Here is an 18,146-nt window from a genome sequence, read left to right as displayed (position 1 = left end):
GAGACGCTAACGCGTAGCTTGCTTCCCCGTAGGGGTAAGGGTTCCGCTTGCGGTATGCGTCTACCCTATGGGTTCCGCCTGCGGTATGCGTGTTAGCGTTAGCGGAGCGTAGCCCGACAAAAATCATCCCACTAATCAGCAACGCCCTTTGCTGATTTCCGATGATGCCAAATTCATCACAGAGACAACATTAAAAGTAGATGAAGCTTATTATGCGGCGATTTAGCTTAAATTCCTTCACAAACACTTTTGAGCATCTGCCGTAACCAAATACTCGCTTGATCTTGATCTGTAAGTTTACTCCACAACATAGAAATCATCCAAGGTTCAGTTTTTACAGGAAGTTCAAAAATTTCTAGTGTATCTTTGTAAGCAAATGGTGTTACCAGTCGTGAAGGAATGACAGTCACTAAGTCACTAGATGAAATGACAGTTGGCAAGATGAGCAAGTGGGGGGTAGTCAATACTACTCGACGCTGAAGATTGTATTGAGCAAGCACCTTGTCAATTTCACCAATATCATCTCTTCGGAGAGTAAAAAGAGCTTGAGGGAGACAAGCAAAGGTCTCCGGTGTCATATTCTCCTGAGTGACAACAGGATGTCCACGGCGACAAAGACCAACAAAGTGTTCTTCAAATAATGGCATTTGTCTCGTTTGTCGGGGTGGATTTTGAAACAAACCCAACGCAACATGAATTTCTCGTTGTTCTAACAGGTCTCCTACACTATCTTTCTCAAAACCAATTAGTCGAAAATCAATGCTTGGTGCAACCTGGCGACAAACTTCCAACAACTTGGGCAGAACAACATAGCTGGTGTAGTCCGAACTACCAATGGCAAAGGTATGTTTAGAAGTTTTTGGGTCAAAGGTTTGGCTAGATTCTAATGTCTGTCGAATCTGCTGAAGCGCAACTGATATACCTGGAGCAATTTCTAGAGCTTTTGCTGTCGGTTGCATTTCCCGACCAATACGGATAAATAATTCATCCTGAAATAGTATGCGTAGCCTTGCAAGAGCCGCACTCATGGCTGGTTGTCCTAAATACAAGCGCTGGGCGGCTACTGTGACACTTCGCTCTTCAAAAAGCACCTCAAACGTAACTAGTAGGTTGAGGTCAATAGAGGATAAATCTATTAATTTCATTAATAAAATATATCGCTGCAATCAATTTGCTTAATTTATAACATCTCAGTACAGTAAACCTAAAAGCATTCTTTAGGTCACAAAAATGACGGAACAAAAGAGAATTGCGGTGATAACTGGCAGTAATCGAGGTCTAGGATATGCTATTTCCCGTAAATTAGCCCAAATTGGTCTCCATGTCATTCTGACGAGTCGTAATGAAGCTGATGGTTTAGCAGCCAAACAGCAATTATCTGCCGAAGGACTGGATGCAGATTATTGTGTTCTAGATGTGACTAATGATGTGAGTGTTCAGAGGTTTACTAAATGGTTGCGTGAGACCTATAGCAAAGTAGATATTTTAGTCAACAATGCAGGTATAAATCCCACAACTAAGCCAGAAGAATCCAGCTTACTAACTGTGCAACTGGAAACAATGCGTGTCACTTGGGAAACTAATGTCTTAGCGGTAGTGAGAATTACTCAAGCATTAATTCCGTTGATGCAGGTAGAAAACTACGGTCGCATCGTCAATATTTCCACAGAAATGGCTTCTCTGTCTTCAATTTCCGATGATTATTATCCTTTAGCGCCATCTTACAGACTTTCTAAAGTAGGTGTAAATGGCATCACAGCGATTTTAGCTAAGGAACTCCAAGGTACGAATATTCTGGTGAACGCCTATTCTCCTGGTTGGATGAAAACAGATATGGGGGGTGATAATGCTCCGTTTACAGCAGAAGAGGGAGCAGAAACAGCCGTCTATTTGGCAACCTTACCGGATGGAGGAGTGCAAGGCCAGTTTTTTGCAGAGATGCGGAAGTTTGGTGGCCCAGTTCAATTACAGTGGTAGGTTAATATGACAGATTCCCCAGGGTTACCCCCTATTTACGTACAAACACCGATTAATTTGGCTCCAGCCAAGGTTATTACCTCGTTCCCTGTTTATACCTTTCTCGAAAATTTGGCGATCGCTGCCGATGGTACAATCTTCGTAACCAATCATGAAATCGGTCAGATTGTCCGCATCACCCCCGATGGAAATCAGCAGATTCATACCAGCGTTCCAGGCAAAGTAAGTGGTATAGCTTTTACTAACAATAGTGGTTTAGTCGTCACAGGATGGGATGCTGATTCTGTACCCGTAGTTTCTCTAGTTGCAAAAGATGGTACAGTAGAAACCTTGTTGACCTTGCCAGATGCCATATTCCTCAACGGTATCACTCCTCTATCAGACAATCGGTACTTAACAGCAGATTCCTATCGCGGTGCAATTTGGCTAATTGATATCGCTCAACCCAACGCATCGATTTGGTTGGAACATCCTTTGCTGGCTCGTAGCAATGCAGATAACCCCATCCCCGCCGCCAATGGCATCAAACGTTTTGGTAATAAACTATATGTTTCCAATACAGAAAAAATGTTGTTGCTGCGGATTCCCCTTGGTATAGCAGATGTCCCAGGTGAGCCAGAAATCTTTGTTAAGCAGACTAATATTGATGACTTTGCATTTGACGTGGAAGGCAATCTTTACGGAGCAACGCACATTTATAACAGTGTAGTAAGAATCAGCACAGATGGCAGTACAACTATTATTGCTCAAGCCGAGCAAGGTGTAATTGGTAGTACATCTGTGGCCTTTGGTCAAAGTCCAGATGACCGCACCGCTATCTATGTCGTCACCAACGGTGGGATGTTTTTACCTCCTCCCACAGGAGTTGTCCCTGCAAACGTTGTGCGCTTGGAAGTCAATAAAACTGGGTATATTTTTGTTTAAAAATTACCAGAAACGAGTCGTATTTATACCAATTCACAAAATCTTTGCTACACCTCAATAATCTATAGGGACGCACACCGTGCGTCCTTACTTCCACTCTGATTAGTACCAATAGAAATGCAACAAGACGAGCAAATTATTACAGTGGTCATTTCACAAGTTGTCAAACCAGGTTGTGAAACAGCATACGAAGCTTGGCTGAAAGATATTACCACTGTTGCCAGAACCTACCCTGGTCATATGGGAACCAATGTGATTCGCCCTCAACTCGGAGTGCGGACAGAATACGTGATTATCTTTCGATTTGACAGCTATGAAAATCTTAAGGCATGGATGACATCGCGCGATCGCCAATATTGGCTAAATCAAGCCAAAACTTTGGTAGAGTCTGAACCCCAAGTTCAGCAAATCAATGGCTTAGAAGCTTGGTTTTCTCTTCCCGGCCAACCACTAAAGACACCACCACGCTATAAAACAGCTTTACTAACTTGGGCATCTGTATATGTGTTGATTAATTTTTTAAATACATTTATCACGCCTCTCCTGGGTGGCTTACCCCCCTTTATTATTTCGTTGATCATTACAGTTACTATGGTTGTGCTGCTAACTTATGTTGTCATGCCTAGAGTGAGCCGATTGTTTAGTTCCTGGCTATATCCAAAACCACGAAAATTTTAGACATCAAAATCACTTTTATGTAACTTTATTAGCTAGCAGAAAACTCAGTCAATTGTAGTTTTAAGGGAGAATAAAAAGCTGATATTATGTCTTTTTCTTGGCATATATTGACTAACAAATTCAACTTAGTTTGAATAAAATTATATTCACTAATTCTTGAACTGTTCTTACCATCTCGGCTTCCGCATCAGAAATTTCAATATCAAATTCTTCTTCTATAGCCATTAATAATTCTATTGCATCTAGGTTATCCATATTTAGGTCATTGGGTGGAATATCATAGTTAGTCGATGATGATAGGAAAGATCCAAAAGTTCCTCCTAATACAAGGGAGTGAACCAGGCTAATATTTTCTACTTCTATAGATTCTTTTTCAGAAATTACTTTTTTAACTCTTTCAATAAGAAGATCCTCTGATGAAAACTCGTTACTATATAAATCTTTTCCAGTATGTTCTCTACGTGAGTTTGCAGCTAATGATTGAGTATTGTTATTCTGAGATGGTTCATTTTGAAGGCATTTTACTAAGGCAAACTTTATGTTATTCAAAATTGATAAGTTATTATTTAGAAGTTCAATAATTGTTAATTGTTCTTTGATTTGCGAGTGAAGTAAGGTAGCAATTTTTTCTTGAATTACCTCCTGAGATAAAGCCTTAATTGCCAAGGATGAGTCACCGTCATAAGCAGCTTTTAAAGCTTCATCATGAGCAGACTGAGATACTATTTTTGTTTCTGTATATTGATTCTGACATTGATTTTGCTGTGCTGTTAAGTTAGCAATTGCTTTACGAGTGTTACTAATAGCTTTTTCTATATCATCTAAAGTGTTTCTCATACGTTTTATAATGTAACTAAAATGCTTCAATTTTTCTAAAAAAAGTTTGGACTATTGCTGTGTATCTTTATTTATGTTCTCCCAAGCTTGACTTAAATTTAAAACTAACCCAGGTAGCAATAGTTTATTAGAAAGTAATGAGGATTATATAATATTTTTTTGTTCCCAAATATACAAATTTTTAAAATCTCTTGGAAATTCCCACGAATAAGAACAAACTCAATATATTTATATTTGTGTTTTCAATTACTGCATTGGTTATTTTTTTAAATATAAAATGTTGGTCTTAGCTGTTAGTAACAACGGGTCAATATATTTTTAATGGTTTTGTAGCTAAAGTTTCAAAATTCGCCTAATCTTCCTAGCTTTTTTCATCCTCTTGGGTATTTATATGACTTACAATTCAGAACAAATGCAACAGATTCTCCAAAAAGCTTTTGCCCGTCAGCAACAGGGAGAAATTTCACGCCAGCAGATTATAGAAATCGCCTCAGAGCTAGGAGTTTCATCCGCATCTTTGCAAGCTGCTGAACAAGAATGGTTGAGCCAAGAAATAGGAGATAAAAAACGCCAGAGATTTCACGCCCAACGACGAGAAGAATTTAAAACACACCTGATTACTTTTATTGGTGTCAACGGATTTTTATTTGTTTTGAATCTGTTAACAAGCCCTGGCTATTTTTGGGCGATTTTTCCCCTATTGGGTTGGGGGTTAGGTTTATTATTCTCTAGTATAAAAGCTTATAAAACTAGCGGAGAATCGTACGAACATGATTTTCAGGAATGGTCTAAAAATTTACCAAAATAAATTATCTCATCTCCTGGTGGGTGAGGAATCTGGTAATAGGTAATTGAACTATTACCCATTACCTATTACCTGCATCGACGCTTTGAGCAACCTCTACTACCCATGAAAGGATGGAGTTTCTCGCCACTTTTACAAAATTTTAGGGGTAGTTTGGCAACCACCCCTAGTTTCCGTCATATTTAGGATTTACTTTCAGCACCATTGCTGAGAGATATATTTACTTAGAGATATTAACTAAACTTTCAACTTCAGCATTAGCCAGTGTTGGTGCAGTGAAAATTTGGGAGTACAGGCTTGATGGCTGTTGTCCTGCAACCACTGGTAACACTTGACGAGCGTGGGCTGCTATTTCTACAGTCTTCACATCATAGGTTTGGGTAATCAATTTGGGATACAAGCCGATACCGATGATGGGAAGTAATAAAGAAGCGGTGATGAACAATTCACGAGGTTTCACATCAGGGATGAAAGCATCAAGATGTAACTCTTCGCTTTGTTTGCCGTAGAAGACTTGGCGCAATAGAGACAGCAAGTAAATTGGAGTCAGAATTACACCCACTGCGGACAGTAGAACAACTACGACTTTGAAGCTGGAACTGTAGACATCGCTGGTAGCGATACCAATGAACACCATCAACTCTCCTACGAAGCCACTCATTCCGGGTAAGGCTAGAGAAGCCATTGCGCCTGCTGTGTAAAGAGCGAAGGTTTTGGGCATCACCTTACCAATACCGCCCATTTTGTCCATCAATAAGGTGTGGGTACGTTCGTAAGTCACACCAGTTAAGAAGAACAAGCTAGCCGCAACCAAACCGTGGGAGACCATCTGTAACACTGCTCCACTCACACCAATTTCTGTGTAGGAAGCTAGACCGATTAGCACAAATCCCATGTGGGCGATGGAAGAGTAAGCTAGGCGGCGTTTCAGGTTGGTTTGAGCAAAGGCGCAGCAAGCACCATAAACAATGTTAACTACACCTAAGATTGCTAAGACTGGCGCAAAATAAACATGGGCATCAGGCAACATTTCGATGTTGAAGCGGATGAGGGCATAACCACCCATTTTCAGCAACACACCAGCCAGAATCATGGAACCAGGGGCAGATGCTTCACCGTGAGCATCAGGTAGCCATGTGTGGAGAGGGAATATTGGCAATTTTACACCGAAGGCAATTAAAAATCCTGCATAAGCTAATAATTCAATCGCTTTGGGATATTCTTTCATTCCCAGAGCTGCAATGTCGAAAGTAACTGTATCTCCAGAGAATGCAAGTGCAAATCCAGCTACGAGAATAAATATAGAAGCAGCAGCAGTGTAAAGGATGAACTTGGTCGCTGCATAACGGCGTTTGGGGCCTCCCCAGATGGAAATCAGCAGGTAGACAGGAACTAGCTCGATTTCCCACATGAGGAAGAATAGTAGCAAGTCTTGGGCAACAAACACCCCTAACTGGGCGCTGTACATCACCAGCATCAATCCATAAAATAATCGCGGCTTGTTGGTTACTTTCCAAGCCGCGAAGATTGCGAGTGTGTTAATTAAGCCTGTTAACAACAGTAAGGGCATTGATAAGCCGTCAACTGCTACAGACCAATTCAAACCTATTTGAGGAAGCCAATGGTATTTTTCTACAAATTGGTATGTCGAACTTTGGAAGTCGTAATAATGCCAGAAGGCGGCAATCATTAAGGCAAAGTCTGCAAAGGCTACACCCAATCCATACCAACGAACCGTTTTTCCTTCTTTGTCGGGAATTATGGGGATGGCTAGGGCTGCCACCAAGGGTAAGGCAATTATGGCTGTTAGCCAGGGAAACTCAATGAGATTCATCACTTCTGACAATCGTTTTTTCTTTTCGCTTTTAATTACATTATATTAAGGAATTGTTACTTTTGTAAACTTTATTTATCTCTGGAAAATTAAATTTTGGTTATAGATAAGAATTTATACTCAATGATTCTGCAATTCTCATGATAATCAGGAATAAATACTCATGGTAATTGCCTGCCAGCCCATTCTAGGCATAAACTTTTGTAACGTCAATAAAAAACGGTGGCTCCAACCACCGTTACAAATCTTTGTATTACCTCTATTCTAGGGGAGTAATTTTTCAAGATTCCCTAAACAATGCGATTGACAATTGTCCAAACTGCCCCATCTGAACGGACATAGGGAACTGAGATGGTTTTGAACCCGGTAATAAAGGGTTTGTAATAAACCTGCCAATATAAAGGACTGAGTTGATCAGCGCAGGCTTTGAGCAAACGGATTTCTGCTGCCAGTTCTTGGGCTATTTCATTGATTCGTTCCGCATGGACTTGAGCCACTTCTTTCGCTGCTTCTAATTGTTGCTCTTGGTTAATTTGTTGCTGTCTCCTTGGCAAACGCGCTAATTCAGCTTTTTTGTGTTGTAGTTGTGTGTCTAAAGCGGCGATCGCATCTTCTATGCCTTTGATTTCCGCAAATAGTTGGGCATTTTCCCTAGCTTGGCGACGATAAGCTTCCACAATGGCGAAAGGCGAATCATCCTCATGAGTCATTACATCATTATTAATAGTGAGTGCAGCACGTTCTTGCTCAAGCACCTGAATTTGCGACTGGAGTGCTGTCATCTCCGACTGAATTTGCTTTAAAGGCAAGCTGGGATTAAGTTCTTTCATATTGAATTTTGAATTGTTAAGTTGCGCCATGAGTATCGAGAGCAAGCGATCGCACTACAGCCTTAATTCCCGCCTCTCGCCAAGCTGTGGACATTGCCGCCGCAACAGCTGCCGCATGAGATACATCCGCTAAAGCCAACAGTGTCGGCCCCGCGCCACTAATCACCATACCGTAAGCACCAGCAGCCACAGCCGCAGTATTCACAGCATCGTAACCAGGAATTAAAGCTTGGCGATAGGGCTGATGTAACTTATCTTGTAAAGCTGCCCTTAACCATTCTCCCTTACCTGTTTGCAAGCCGCGCAACAATAACCCCAAATGAGCAGTATTAAAAATCGCATCTGCGCGACTATATTCTGTTGGTAAAACTCGCCGTGCTTCTGAGGTGGACAATTCAAAATCGGGAATTGCCAGCACTGGGACAATATCACCATGCCAGGGAACATCACAAATTTCCCAACCCATAGCACCGGTGGCCGCCAGACGACATCCCCCCACCAACGCGGGTACGACATTATCAGGATGTCCTTCAATGGCGATCGCTAATTCCATCACCTGCGCCTGAGACAACGGCTCACCCGCCAATCGATTCGCCGCCACCAAACCTCCAACAATCGCCGTAGCCGAACTCCCCAAACCCCGCGCCAGTGGTACACCCAACTCAATCTCGACTTTTACCCCTGGTGGTGTCTGATCTATATATTGATATAACTTGACAAACGCCTGATAAAGTAAATTACTCTCATCAGTTGGTACGCGTTCAGCTTCCGCGCCTGTGGCTTGAATAATTAACTCACTCGTTTCCAGGCGGGTGAACTGGAATTGATTATATATAGTCAAGGCTGCACCGATGCAGTCAAAACCAGGCCCCAAGTTAGCAGTTGTGCCAGGAACCTTAACCGTGACAGAAGAAACAACAGACATTTATAAATACTCACCTAACAGTCATTAGTCAATAGTCATTAGCTTTTGAACTATGGACTACTCACATTACCAATCAACCAGCATCCCACGTAACTGCTCAATTAGTCATTAGTTAATAGTCAATGCCAGAAAAATGGAACCGTACTGATTATTTGAGAGAAGAGTAATTGTCTGATTTTCAACAAGCTAATATTAGTAAATAAACCCAATTCATCATGAAACGATGTTATTATATTTACATATAAAAAAATAATATATTAAAACTATAACAATGGAATATCTACAACGTTGGGAGCAATATGCGCCTGAAGCATACAATGCTATACGTCGTAATACTGATGATGTATCAGAAATTGCACTTCATACGGGTTGGGCAGAGTTTCGCATTAGACGAATAAAAAATCATGTATTTTATCGCCAACATCAATTAGATGATAGATTTGATTACTTTGATCCTGATCCAGATATAGCTGATGCGTGGTTTAGATTACAACAAGGTAATTATCTGGCTGAAGATTTACGCTTACTGGAACATGAATACTTTGAGTCAAGGTTTGAGGTGATTTTTAATACCGACTACAGAACGGCTCATCATGCAACTATACGCTCTGGTCGTTTATGGAGTCCACCAGAAGGATAATAGAAATTAACTTAAATGAGTTACAAATAGAGTAAACAATATGTATAGACAACATTATGAGCTATGGCTTTTTACGTATTGATTTTAAAAGAACAAGAGGATGAACGCGGGGTTACTTACCTCTTCGGTCCCCATGAAGATGATCTTGGGGCGCTGTGGCTAGACAAATCTAATGGAGAGGTTAAGGAACTTCAAGAAACATCAACTCAAAATTCACAAGCACTTTTCCAAAGAGCGGCTGTAAAGGTTAGACAATACTGGAAAAAAGGAGCATTTCCAGAGAAGACTTGTTGGGCATCTTGAGAATAATATAATACTGACAGCCTATCTAGTACTAGCTTGTGGAATCTAACCAATGGCTCGTTTTCCATGACTTGCTGTAGGGATCGCTTCCATAATCATACCTAACATACCAACTATCGACATTGTAAAGAGCGATCGCTGGGAATAACAACAAAACCATTATCATCACAATTACGCTGGAATCTTACCATCGTAATTTTTCCATTTTGGCGATCGCTTCCTGCAAATTGAATTACTCCTGTTGCACCTGTAACGGAAAATTGGGGTTGGCTGAGTGTTTTTTGAATACCGAGGCGAGTAGGATTTTGGGTGATGGCTTGACTCAAAACTAACATTGCATCATAGCTGGTTGTTGTTCGCCAAGTAATGTCAGTGTTGCGGAGAAGAGAGGATAGATCAATTTTCCAGAGGTTTTGGACTTCCTTGACAAAGGTTGAATTCATCTCGTTAAGGGGATGCCAAAAAACTGCCCAAGCTGTGTATTGGATTTCGGGTGAGGAAAAAACTTTCTCTGATTTGAAGGAGTCAGAACTGTAGAGACTGTCACCGGCAACAATCCAAACTTGATTGATGTTCGTCTGAATCACTCGTAAGGCATTGGGAATTGCATTATATAACCCTACTCCGGCATCAGGAATTAGGACAATTGCCTTTGCACCTTGGGTTTGAGCTTGATTTAACGCTGTTATGGCATTGAAGCGATCGCTGGCTAAATTAAAAGCCGCTTGATGATCAATCACCTTCAAAGGAAGAGATTTTGTGCTTTCTCGAACAGCCTGGGAAAGAGATTCAGCATACTCACTACCTTGACTATAAAAGATAGCTACTTGATTCTGTTTCAATTCAGACAGCAAGTAAGTTACCATTTTTTGGGCTGCAATGCGATCGCTGGGGACAGTACGAAAGAAAAAAGGGTCTTTGAGATTTTGAGAAGTGCTAGTGGCAGAAATTAACACTACTCCGGCTTGGCGATAAATCGGTAAGGAATTTTTGGTGGCTTCGCTGCTATAGTGACCCAAAACAGCGATTAAATCAGGATATTTGACTAACTGCTGGGCAATTTTACGGGCATTATTGCCAGTTCTGCTATCTTCCCGATTACTATCGTCAGCAATGATAATGCGTAAAGCTCGACCTTGTTTTAGTGCCTCAGTTTGAGCTTGTGCGACACCCCTGAGTATTTCCCGACCTATATCAGTGCGTCGTTCTAGAGGGACTGCAACAGCGATAGTATGAATCTGATTTACGGGAAATTGCTGGTGAATCTTGCTATTATTTAGGTAAATTAAGGTTTCTGGATCTGATTCTTGCTGGAAAGCAGTTTCTAAGAATTTTACAGCTGCCTCAAAATTTTGATGGCGATACTCTTCCATTCCCAATTGCTTTGCTGGTGGCGGCTGACTATTACCCCAAAAGCTACTAGGAGTGAGGCTTTCTTCTCCACAACTCAGATAATCATTGAGTATATTGTCACAAGTCCGAGGTAATGTAATTTCCTGATATAAGGATTTCCCCGCGAACAGCAACAACAGACCACAAGCCGCACCCAACAATAATTTTGGCCATGGGTACGAATGCTGCTCAATATTTTCAATCTTTGCGAGAATTGCTTGTGCTGTAGGCGGACGGTGGTGGGGATAAGAATCCGTCATCGCCTGAAGCAAAGAGATGAATTTTTTAGGAGTTTTTGGGTCTTGAATGTATTTAGACCAATTGAGTAAATCTTGGACGCGATCGCCTGTTGGGTCAATACCTGTGAGTAAATAGATTACAGTCCGACCCAGTGCATAAAAATCTGACTGCACAACGGCATGACCATCACGTTGTTCGGGTGCAGTATAACCAAGGGAATTAATTATAGTGACAGGCTCACGGTTGATAATGGTTTGTGTCACTTTACGCGCCGCACCAAAATCAATTAATACCAGTTTCCCATCAGGACAAACCATAATATTCGCTGGCTTGATATCCCGATGGAAAAACTTTTCCTGATGTACGAATTGGAGAATTTGCATTAGTTGTTTGAGCCAATCTAATGCTGTTTTATAGGATGTCACATATTGATGGTGAGATAACCAAGTCTGTAAATCTTCACCAGGAATTTTCTCCATCACAAAACACCATAATTGACGACCTGTGTTTAAAACCAGGGGAAATAGTGCTTCACCAATAGGTAAACCAGGATGCCGCAAAGTCTGCAATATCGACGCTTCTTGCTGAAAAAGTCGTTCTAGTTGCGGCGTTACCTCTTTCAGCGACTTGAGAACTTTAGGTTGATCTCGGTTAACTAAATCTTCGATTTCAAATACTTCTGTATAGCTACGTCTATCAGTTTGCAACAGATGCCTAAGCCGATAGTGATTTTGAAGTATGAGTGGCGTTCCACAGTTTTGACATACTGCACTAGTATCAGAATTTTCTCGCTGCGAACAATCGGGATTGATGCAGTACGCCATAAAGTAAAGACAAAAAGCCGACAAACAATATACGTATTTTAAAACTACAACCTGTTAAAAAAAGCCTTTTCCATTACTTTAGGGCTTATGCACGCAGATTTTCTATTGAGATTGGGTGTGAGGGTGTAAGAGGTTCAAAAATTCACACCCCTATACCCCTAATTTGTCAAGCTCAATTTTATATCAGTTGTGTGGTGAGCTAAAACTTGACTAGTATACAGCAACTAATTCAAGGATATTGATAACATACACAAGCATAATCGAGAAAACCATGAAACGTTTGCTCCCAAATACTGCTTGGATTGTCAATGTAGTCGATATCTGCGGTGAGACAACAGTAACAGTTTAAAGTAATCCACAATTTATCAATAAGATTATGAGTGACTCCAAAGGCTTTGTGTTCTCGAAGACCTTTCCTCTATCATTGCAGATTGCGATCGCTCTCATTCTAGCCGTAGTCGTAGGAATCCTATTTGGTGCAGGTAACCCAAATCCCAATTTCATCGACTTAATCAATCATCTCACCATCCCCTGCAATTTAATCCTCAAAGCCCTACGTGCTTTAGCCACACCGTTAATTTTACTCGCCATTCTCCACGCCTTTCTGACAGTACATATTCCGGGGCGTTCAGGACGAAAACTGGCAATATTGTTGTTGAGCAATACCCTCATGGCAATTATCATCGGACTATTGGTTGCCAATTTGTTACAGCCTGGGCGTTGGTGGTCAGTTGCATCCTTTGGCGCTGCACCGACAAACAAAACCCTAGACCCTTGGGGATTACTGCAAGATATAGTTCCCCCTTCCATACTACAGCCCCTAGTGGATAACAATGTGATTCAACTAGTGTTCGTGGCCTTGGCTTTTGGAGTGGTTTTGCGCGCCATCAAAACTGAGCAGGTTGCCCAAAAAAAGAACGATTATCAACCCATTGAACAACTAATTGGCTTATTGTTTGAGGCTGTGATGGCAGTGTTGAAATGGGTAATTGCTCTAGTTCCCATCGCCGTATTTGGGATTGTCGCCAAAACCATCGCTTTACAAGGTTTTAAACCATTCATCTCCTTAGCTGCCTTTATTGTCGCCGTATTAATTGGGCTATTTCTCCAAGGAATTTACTATACACTCCGAGTTAAATTTGGTTCTTGGGTAAGTCCCCAAAGGTTTCTCCGTGGTGGTAGCGATGAACTGTTAACAGCTTTTTCTACCGCTTCATCCACAGCCGCCATGCCTGTAACCTTCCAAGCTTTGATGCAGAAAATCGGCGTGAGGGAATCTTCCGCATCTTTGGGGGCTTTGGTAGGTAGCAATTTCAATAATGATGGGACGGCTTTATATGAAGCCATGTCTGCTTTATTTGTTGGTCAGCTGTTGGGACTCCATTTAAATCTACCCCAACAATTGATGGTGGTATTCACCTCCATTATCGCTTCTGTGGGCGCTGCGGGGATTCCTGAAGCTGGACTGGTGACAATGACTCTGGTATTTACGGCGGTAGGATTGCCGACTCAATATATTGCCCTCTTAATCACAGTGGATTGGTTTCTCGATCGCTGTCGGACTGCAATCAATGTCATGGGAGATATGACTATTAGTTGTTTGCTGGATGGTAAAACACAGCACGTTGAGCAGGTGGATGTTATCTATTTGGAGGGCGATTTATCTCACGCAGAGGTGCAAAAAGAATGAAAGTTTTTAGCCACCCAACGCCAGGAATTAATCAATTCAAAATTCAAAATTAACTAATAGTAATCAATGATTCAAACTATGTGGACTAAAAGCATCCAAAGATTGTGTCTATTTTGCGTCGCTCTTTTTTGTAGTCTTGGGCTTTCTCTCAATCATGTCCAAGCTCAATCAGTGCCTTTCTATTGGGAATTTATGAATGTTGATATCGCCGTACAAACTAATGGTGATATGTACGTTACCGAAACTCAGAAATATACATTTACCGGAGACTATAAAAACCAGCGCTATCGTTACATTCCCCTAGATAAAGTAGACCAAATTACCGAAGTATCAGTATCAGAGAATGGTCAATTATTACCCAGCGAAACAGGTACAGAAAATAACCAACTTTGGATTCGTTGGAAACATCAACTTAAAGCGCCTGAAAGCCATACTTTTGTCTTAAAATATCGCGTTGTAGGTGGATTACACGTAAGTGATAATGATGCTCAAGTCTATTGGAAAGCCATTTTTGCTGACCGTCAAGCCCCTATTAAACAGGCACGAGTCAGAGTAAAATTTCCTGAACAATTGGCTAATAATATCAAAGATTTCCAAAGCTTTGGTGTAGCTGCCAACGTCCGTAAAGTAGATGCAAATACAGTTGAGGCTGTTGCTCAAACATCTCTGGAACCAGGGGAAGAATTAGAAATTCAGGTGAAATTTGATCCCACGGGGACTGAGATAAAAACTCCTATCTGGCAAAGTTCACAATCTTTTATTGATGGGAGTCAGTTGATATTGTGGGGATTTTTACTGTTCTTATTCTTTATTTTCTTTTTCCGTGGAAGTGGTGGTGTTAGTGTTAGTTACGGAAGTGATGGAAGCAGTGATGGAGGAGGAGGAGGAGGAGGAGGTGGTGGTGGTGGTGGTGGCGGTGGTGGCGGTGGTGGCGGCGGTGGCGGCGGTGGTGGTGGTTAAAATAAACGCTGCACACACTTGAGAATGACAGGCTGTAAATAAAAGCGTTCTAATTCACCATCTTTCATCGTTTCTATCAACCCTCTTCGCTTTAAAGATAAGAGCGCTGCTAAAATATCCCCATTGGCAGCGCGACTTGCTAAGTGTAGTAGTATCTCTTGGCGAGTGAATCCTTGCACCTTTGTAGCCAAAGATTTGATCAGTATTTGTTCTAAAGTAGAAATCTGCTTCAGCCATTGTGTTACGAGGGGGGCAAATTCTCCAGCCACTAAGGTTCCAGAAGCTAAAAACTCTCCCACATCCCCAGCAAATAATTCATGAATGAAATTAGCCGCCATATTGAGAAATAAGGGATTACCACCATATTGATTGACTAGCGTAATCCACTGTTGAGCATTAAAAGTCAGTTGATGATGCTGCAAAAGCTCAATAGCACCTTCCATTAGTCCACCAAGGGGGAAAATCACTGCACCCCCAGCGCCTAAAATATTTAACCCTTCTGGTTGTTCTCGGCTAGTGATAATTACACAACTAGTATGAGTAGTTTGTACCACTGTGCGGAGAAAATCTGCGTATGGTTCATATTCTGGGCGATATTGTCCCCCTCGATTACCCCCCAAAATGCCATCCCAACCATCAAAAACCATCAGGGTTTGTGGTACTAAAGTTGGTATTTTATCCTTGGCAGGTGGGTTGTGGTGAAACGAAAACCATAGGGTTTGAGAAAAATGAGATGACCTGCTTTCTACTAACTTTGTGGCTAAAGCCGTTTTCCCCATACCCCCAATCCCTGTAATAGCAATTAGGCGTGTTCCTTGTTCAATTGCTTGGCTGAGTGTTGTCAGTTCATAACGTCGTCCAAAAAATAAGGGAATATTGGGGATTTGGGTTGTCCCAATGATGAATGAGTTAGGGGGACGTTCCACTAAGTCTTGCCAATTCAATCCCAAAACCTGACAAAAGGCTTTAAATACCGACGCATCGATCGCATCACCTTTGAGGAAGCGTTTCCAGGTGGCTAAAGATACCCCGGCTGCAAAAACCTCCGCATTTTCCCAGTTACGCCCAGGCTCAAGCACTTGACTTGCTTGTTCTAACCAACATGGATTATCAATTGTCCAACCTTTTTCGCTTCGAGCTTGTTTGATGATTTGCAATCCAGTCAGCGAGAGTTTGAGGCTAGGCATCGGATATGAGTGGCAAGGTGTAGCAAATTCATCCAGTCTAATTCTAGATTAGTCTGGAAAACTATGGGAGCGATCGCCTAGAAAAATCGCCCTAAAATCAGATTAGAGTTTATAATTGCGGCAAAAGATATTGGACTTTATCTTCTTTCATACTTAATAGATTGAGTTTTTCTAGCTGGGTCATACCCAGCTGAGTAATTACTAAAAGTTTTCGTAGTTAGCGATCGCATCCTTCATCTTCTGCACCACTTCATCCACAGGTATAGCTCCTAACTCTCCGGAAGCACGGGTACGGATACTTAAGGAGTTGGTTTCTACTTCCTTGGCTCCCACTACCCCCATTACGGGTATTTTATCTTTCTCTGCGTTGCGGATGAGTTTACCCAGGCGATCGCCACTGGTATCAACTTCGGCACGAATCCCTAGCGATCGCAATTTTGCTACTACATCTTTGGTAAAGTCTAACTGGGCTTCACCTACAGGTAACAATCTGGCTTGCACCGGTGCTAACCATAGGGGGAAATCCCCTGCATACTCTTCAATTAAAATCCCAATCAGCCGTTCTAGGGAGCCGAAAGGCGCACGGTGAATCATCACAGGACGTTTGCGAGTCCCATCTTCCGCGACGTATTCTAAATCAAAGCGTTCTGGTAAGTTGTAATCTACCTGTACAGTTCCTAGTTGCCACTCTCTTTCTAAAGCATCGCTGAAAATAAAGTCTAATTTCGGCCCGTAAAAGGCCGCTTCCCCAATTCCTTCAAAGTGTTCCATCCCCAACTGTTCCACCGCACGACGGATTGCACCCTCGGCTTTGTTCCAAACTTCATCAGAACCGATGTACTTATCGCTGGCTGGATCACGGAAACTGAGTCTAGCTTTAAAGTTTTTCAATTGCAGACTCTTGAACACTGACAAAATCAAATCCACAACATTCAGGAATTCGCTGTCTAACTGTTCTGGGGTCACGAATAAGTGAGAATCATCAACAGTAAAACCGCGTACTCTGGTTAAACCGCCTAATTCCCCTGACTGTTCGTAGCGATAAACAGTCCCAAACTCAGCCAAGCGCATTGGTAGTTCCCGATAAGAACGCAATTCACTCTTATATATTTGGATGTGGAAGGGGCAATTCATTGGCTTGAGGACGAAGCCTTGCTCAATTGCTGCGGCTGCTTCATCTTCCGCCATTAAAGGAAACATATCTTCCTTATATTTTTGCCAGTGTCCAGAAGTCTTAAATAAATCTACTCTGGCAATATGGGGGGTAACTACAGGTAAATAACCACGCTTGAGCTGTTCCTGTTGCAGGAATTGTTCTAAGGTGCTGCGTAGCAAGGTACCTTTGGGTGTCCACAAGGGTAAACCAGGCCCCACTTGCTCAGAAAAGATAAATAATCCTAGTTCTTTACCTAGTTTACGGTGGTCACGGCGTAGGGCTTCTTCTTTGCGGCGCTTATACTCTGCCAGTTGTTCTGGACTTTCCCAAGCTGTAGCATAAATCCGTTGCAATTGGGCTTTGGTTTCATCTCCCCGCCAATAAGCACCCGCCACGCTTTCTAATTCAATTGCTTTGGGATTTAAATCTTTGGTATTTTCCACATGAGGCCCGGCGCACAAATCCCACCACTCATTTCCCAGGTGATAAATTGTGATCGGTTCTGATTTAATATCTGCCAGGATTTCTAATTTATAAGGTTCCTTGATTTCTTGAATGCGCCGTTCCGCTTCTTCCCGGCTCACTTCTTCCCGCACCACTGGCAACTTACGGTTAATGATCTTCACCATTTCTTTTTGAATGGCTTTGAGATCCTTATCAGTAAATGGCTCTGGACTATCAAAGTCGTAATAAAACCCATTCTCAATCCAGGGGCCAATTGTCACTTGCGCTTTAGGGAACAGTTTCTGTACTGCCATTGCCATTACGTGGGAAGCGGTGTGGCGAATCTTTTTCAATGTCTCTGATTCGCTGGTACGCGGTAAATAGATTTTTTCTGGTTGTTCTGGCTGGTTGTTGGGGTCTTGATTAGGCGACATTGGCTGCTGAACCATTAGCGAAGTGACTGCAAGAGTAACTGATCAATTGAAGTTTTCAAAATCTAC

General features: G+C 41.9%; 16 protein-coding genes. 8 read left to right on the top strand and 8 right to left on the bottom strand.

Annotation, left to right across the window (positions count from 1 at the left end; translation table 11 throughout):
• Positions 1-227 precede the first annotated feature (227 nt).
• The gene (locus GSQ19_RS19705) at positions 228-1,145 is read right to left on the bottom strand and encodes a LysR family transcriptional regulator (RefSeq protein ID WP_011319555.1); all 918 of its coding nucleotides are present in this window, start codon (positions 1,143-1,145) and stop codon (positions 228-230) included.
• Positions 1,146-1,230: 85 nt separating this feature from the next.
• On the opposite strand from GSQ19_RS19705, the gene GSQ19_RS19700 reads away from it, so the two are divergent.
• The 3 genes from GSQ19_RS19700 (at position 1,231) to GSQ19_RS19690 (ending at position 3,579) form a co-directional block, all read left to right on the top strand.
• Complete coding sequence (locus GSQ19_RS19700; protein ID WP_011319554.1) at positions 1,231-1,977, top strand: SDR family oxidoreductase; 747 nt, start codon at positions 1,231-1,233, stop codon at positions 1,975-1,977.
• A 6-nt stretch (positions 1,978-1,983) separates the two neighbouring features.
• Positions 1,984-2,901, top strand: coding sequence for an SMP-30/gluconolactonase/LRE family protein (locus GSQ19_RS19695; RefSeq protein ID WP_011319553.1), 918 nt, complete (start codon positions 1,984-1,986; stop codon positions 2,899-2,901).
• A gap of 117 nt (positions 2,902-3,018) precedes the next feature.
• Positions 3,019-3,579 carry an antibiotic biosynthesis monooxygenase gene (locus tag GSQ19_RS19690; RefSeq protein ID WP_011319552.1) on the top strand — a complete coding sequence of 187 codons (561 nt, stop codon included), beginning with the start codon at positions 3,019-3,021 and terminating at the stop codon, positions 3,577-3,579.
• 120 nt (positions 3,580-3,699) lie between these two features.
• On the opposite strand, the gene GSQ19_RS30065 is transcribed toward GSQ19_RS19690, so the two are convergent.
• Positions 3,700-4,416: an acyl carrier protein gene (locus GSQ19_RS30065; RefSeq protein WP_011319551.1), complete on the bottom strand. Its 717-nt coding sequence runs from the start codon at positions 4,414-4,416 to the stop codon at positions 3,700-3,702.
• A gap of 391 nt (positions 4,417-4,807) precedes the next feature.
• On the opposite strand from GSQ19_RS30065, the gene GSQ19_RS19680 reads away from it, so the two are divergent.
• Entirely contained in the window at positions 4,808-5,224 is a 417-nt protein-coding gene (locus tag GSQ19_RS19680) for a 2TM domain-containing protein (RefSeq protein WP_011319550.1), read from the top strand.
• A gap of 217 nt (positions 5,225-5,441) precedes the next feature.
• Here GSQ19_RS19680 and GSQ19_RS19675 read toward each other — a convergent pair whose 3' ends face one another.
• From GSQ19_RS19675 to thrB, 3 genes are all read right to left on the bottom strand, one after another.
• Positions 5,442-7,055, bottom strand: a complete 1,614-nt coding sequence (locus GSQ19_RS19675; RefSeq protein ID WP_011319549.1) for an NAD(P)H-quinone oxidoreductase subunit 4 — start codon at positions 7,053-7,055, stop codon at positions 5,442-5,444.
• A gap of 290 nt (positions 7,056-7,345) precedes the next feature.
• Positions 7,346-7,885: a hypothetical protein gene (locus tag GSQ19_RS19670; RefSeq protein ID WP_041456816.1), complete on the bottom strand. Its 540-nt coding sequence runs from the start codon at positions 7,883-7,885 to the stop codon at positions 7,346-7,348.
• A gap of 16 nt (positions 7,886-7,901) precedes the next feature.
• Positions 7,902-8,810 carry a homoserine kinase gene (thrB, locus tag GSQ19_RS19665; RefSeq protein ID WP_011319547.1) on the bottom strand — a complete coding sequence of 303 codons (909 nt, stop codon included), beginning with the start codon at positions 8,808-8,810 and terminating at the stop codon, positions 7,902-7,904.
• Between the two features lie 271 nt (positions 8,811-9,081).
• Between thrB and GSQ19_RS19660 the strand changes: the two genes are divergently transcribed.
• On the top strand, positions 9,082-9,450 hold the full coding sequence (locus tag GSQ19_RS19660; protein WP_011319546.1) for a hypothetical protein: 369 nt from the start codon (positions 9,082-9,084) through the stop codon (positions 9,448-9,450).
• 63 nt (positions 9,451-9,513) lie between these two features.
• Complete coding sequence (locus tag GSQ19_RS19655) at positions 9,514-9,753, top strand: hypothetical protein (protein ID WP_011319545.1); 240 nt, start codon at positions 9,514-9,516, stop codon at positions 9,751-9,753.
• A gap of 113 nt (positions 9,754-9,866) precedes the next feature.
• On the opposite strand, the gene GSQ19_RS19650 is transcribed toward GSQ19_RS19655, so the two are convergent.
• Positions 9,867-12,209 (bottom strand): bifunctional serine/threonine-protein kinase/ABC transporter substrate-binding protein, encoded by a 2,343-nt coding sequence (locus tag GSQ19_RS19650; protein ID WP_011319544.1) that lies wholly within the window; start codon positions 12,207-12,209, stop codon positions 9,867-9,869.
• 376 nt (positions 12,210-12,585) lie between these two features.
• Between GSQ19_RS19650 and GSQ19_RS19645 the strand changes: the two genes are divergently transcribed.
• A complete protein-coding gene (locus GSQ19_RS19645) occupies positions 12,586-13,899 on the top strand; it encodes a dicarboxylate/amino acid:cation symporter (protein ID WP_011319543.1) in 1,314 nt (437 codons plus the stop codon).
• A 192-nt stretch (positions 13,900-14,091) separates the two neighbouring features.
• Positions 14,092-14,859, top strand: coding sequence for a DUF2207 domain-containing protein (locus GSQ19_RS19640; protein ID WP_235622518.1), 768 nt, complete (start codon positions 14,092-14,094; stop codon positions 14,857-14,859).
• On the opposite strand, the gene GSQ19_RS19635 is transcribed toward GSQ19_RS19640, so the two are convergent.
• Positions 14,856-16,046, bottom strand: coding sequence for an ATP-binding protein (locus GSQ19_RS19635; protein WP_011319541.1), 1,191 nt, complete (start codon positions 16,044-16,046; stop codon positions 14,856-14,858). The genes GSQ19_RS19640 and GSQ19_RS19635 overlap by 4 nt on opposite strands.
• Positions 16,047-16,247: 201 nt before the next feature.
• Positions 16,248-18,095: a threonine--tRNA ligase gene (thrS, locus tag GSQ19_RS19630; RefSeq protein WP_011319540.1), complete on the bottom strand. Its 1,848-nt coding sequence runs from the start codon at positions 18,093-18,095 to the stop codon at positions 16,248-16,250.
• Positions 18,096-18,146: the final 51 nt, after the last annotated feature.

The organism is Trichormus variabilis 0441, from assembly GCF_009856605.1.
Classification (GTDB): domain Bacteria; phylum Cyanobacteriota; class Cyanobacteriia; order Cyanobacteriales; family Nostocaceae; genus Trichormus; species Trichormus variabilis.
The sequence above is the reverse complement of the archived record's forward strand: the minus strand, read 5'-3'. Positions and strand labels throughout refer to the sequence as shown.

Bases quoted from the DNA above. Each gene is read 5' to 3' on its own strand.
- thrB (WP_011319547.1), bottom strand. From the start codon at position 8,810: ATGTCTGTTGTTTCTTCTGTCACGGTTAAGGTTCCTGGCACAACTGCT.
- GSQ19_RS19705 (WP_011319555.1), bottom strand. From the start codon at position 1,145: ATGAAATTAATAGATTTATCCTCTATTGACCTCAACCTACTAGTTACG.
- GSQ19_RS19660 (WP_011319546.1), top strand. From the start codon at position 9,082: ATGGAATATCTACAACGTTGGGAGCAATATGCGCCTGAAGCATACAAT.
- GSQ19_RS19700 (WP_011319554.1), top strand. From the start codon at position 1,231: ATGACGGAACAAAAGAGAATTGCGGTGATAACTGGCAGTAATCGAGGT.
- GSQ19_RS19695 (WP_011319553.1), top strand. From the start codon at position 1,984: ATGACAGATTCCCCAGGGTTACCCCCTATTTACGTACAAACACCGATT.
- GSQ19_RS19635 (WP_011319541.1), bottom strand. From the start codon at position 16,046: ATGCCTAGCCTCAAACTCTCGCTGACTGGATTGCAAATCATCAAACAA.
- GSQ19_RS19650 (WP_011319544.1), bottom strand. From the start codon at position 12,209: ATGGCGTACTGCATCAATCCCGATTGTTCGCAGCGAGAAAATTCTGAT.
- GSQ19_RS19655 (WP_011319545.1), top strand. From the start codon at position 9,514: ATGGCTTTTTACGTATTGATTTTAAAAGAACAAGAGGATGAACGCGGG.
- GSQ19_RS19670 (WP_041456816.1), bottom strand. From the start codon at position 7,885: ATGAAAGAACTTAATCCCAGCTTGCCTTTAAAGCAAATTCAGTCGGAG.
- GSQ19_RS19675 (WP_011319549.1), bottom strand. From the start codon at position 7,055: ATGAATCTCATTGAGTTTCCCTGGCTAACAGCCATAATTGCCTTACCC.
- GSQ19_RS19640 (WP_235622518.1), top strand. From the start codon at position 14,092: ATGAATGTTGATATCGCCGTACAAACTAATGGTGATATGTACGTTACC.
- GSQ19_RS30065 (WP_011319551.1), bottom strand. From the start codon at position 4,416: ATGAGAAACACTTTAGATGATATAGAAAAAGCTATTAGTAACACTCGT.
- GSQ19_RS19645 (WP_011319543.1), top strand. From the start codon at position 12,586: ATGAGTGACTCCAAAGGCTTTGTGTTCTCGAAGACCTTTCCTCTATCA.
- GSQ19_RS19680 (WP_011319550.1), top strand. From the start codon at position 4,808: ATGACTTACAATTCAGAACAAATGCAACAGATTCTCCAAAAAGCTTTT.
- thrS (WP_011319540.1), bottom strand. From the start codon at position 18,095: ATGGTTCAGCAGCCAATGTCGCCTAATCAAGACCCCAACAACCAGCCA.
- GSQ19_RS19690 (WP_011319552.1), top strand. From the start codon at position 3,019: ATGCAACAAGACGAGCAAATTATTACAGTGGTCATTTCACAAGTTGTC.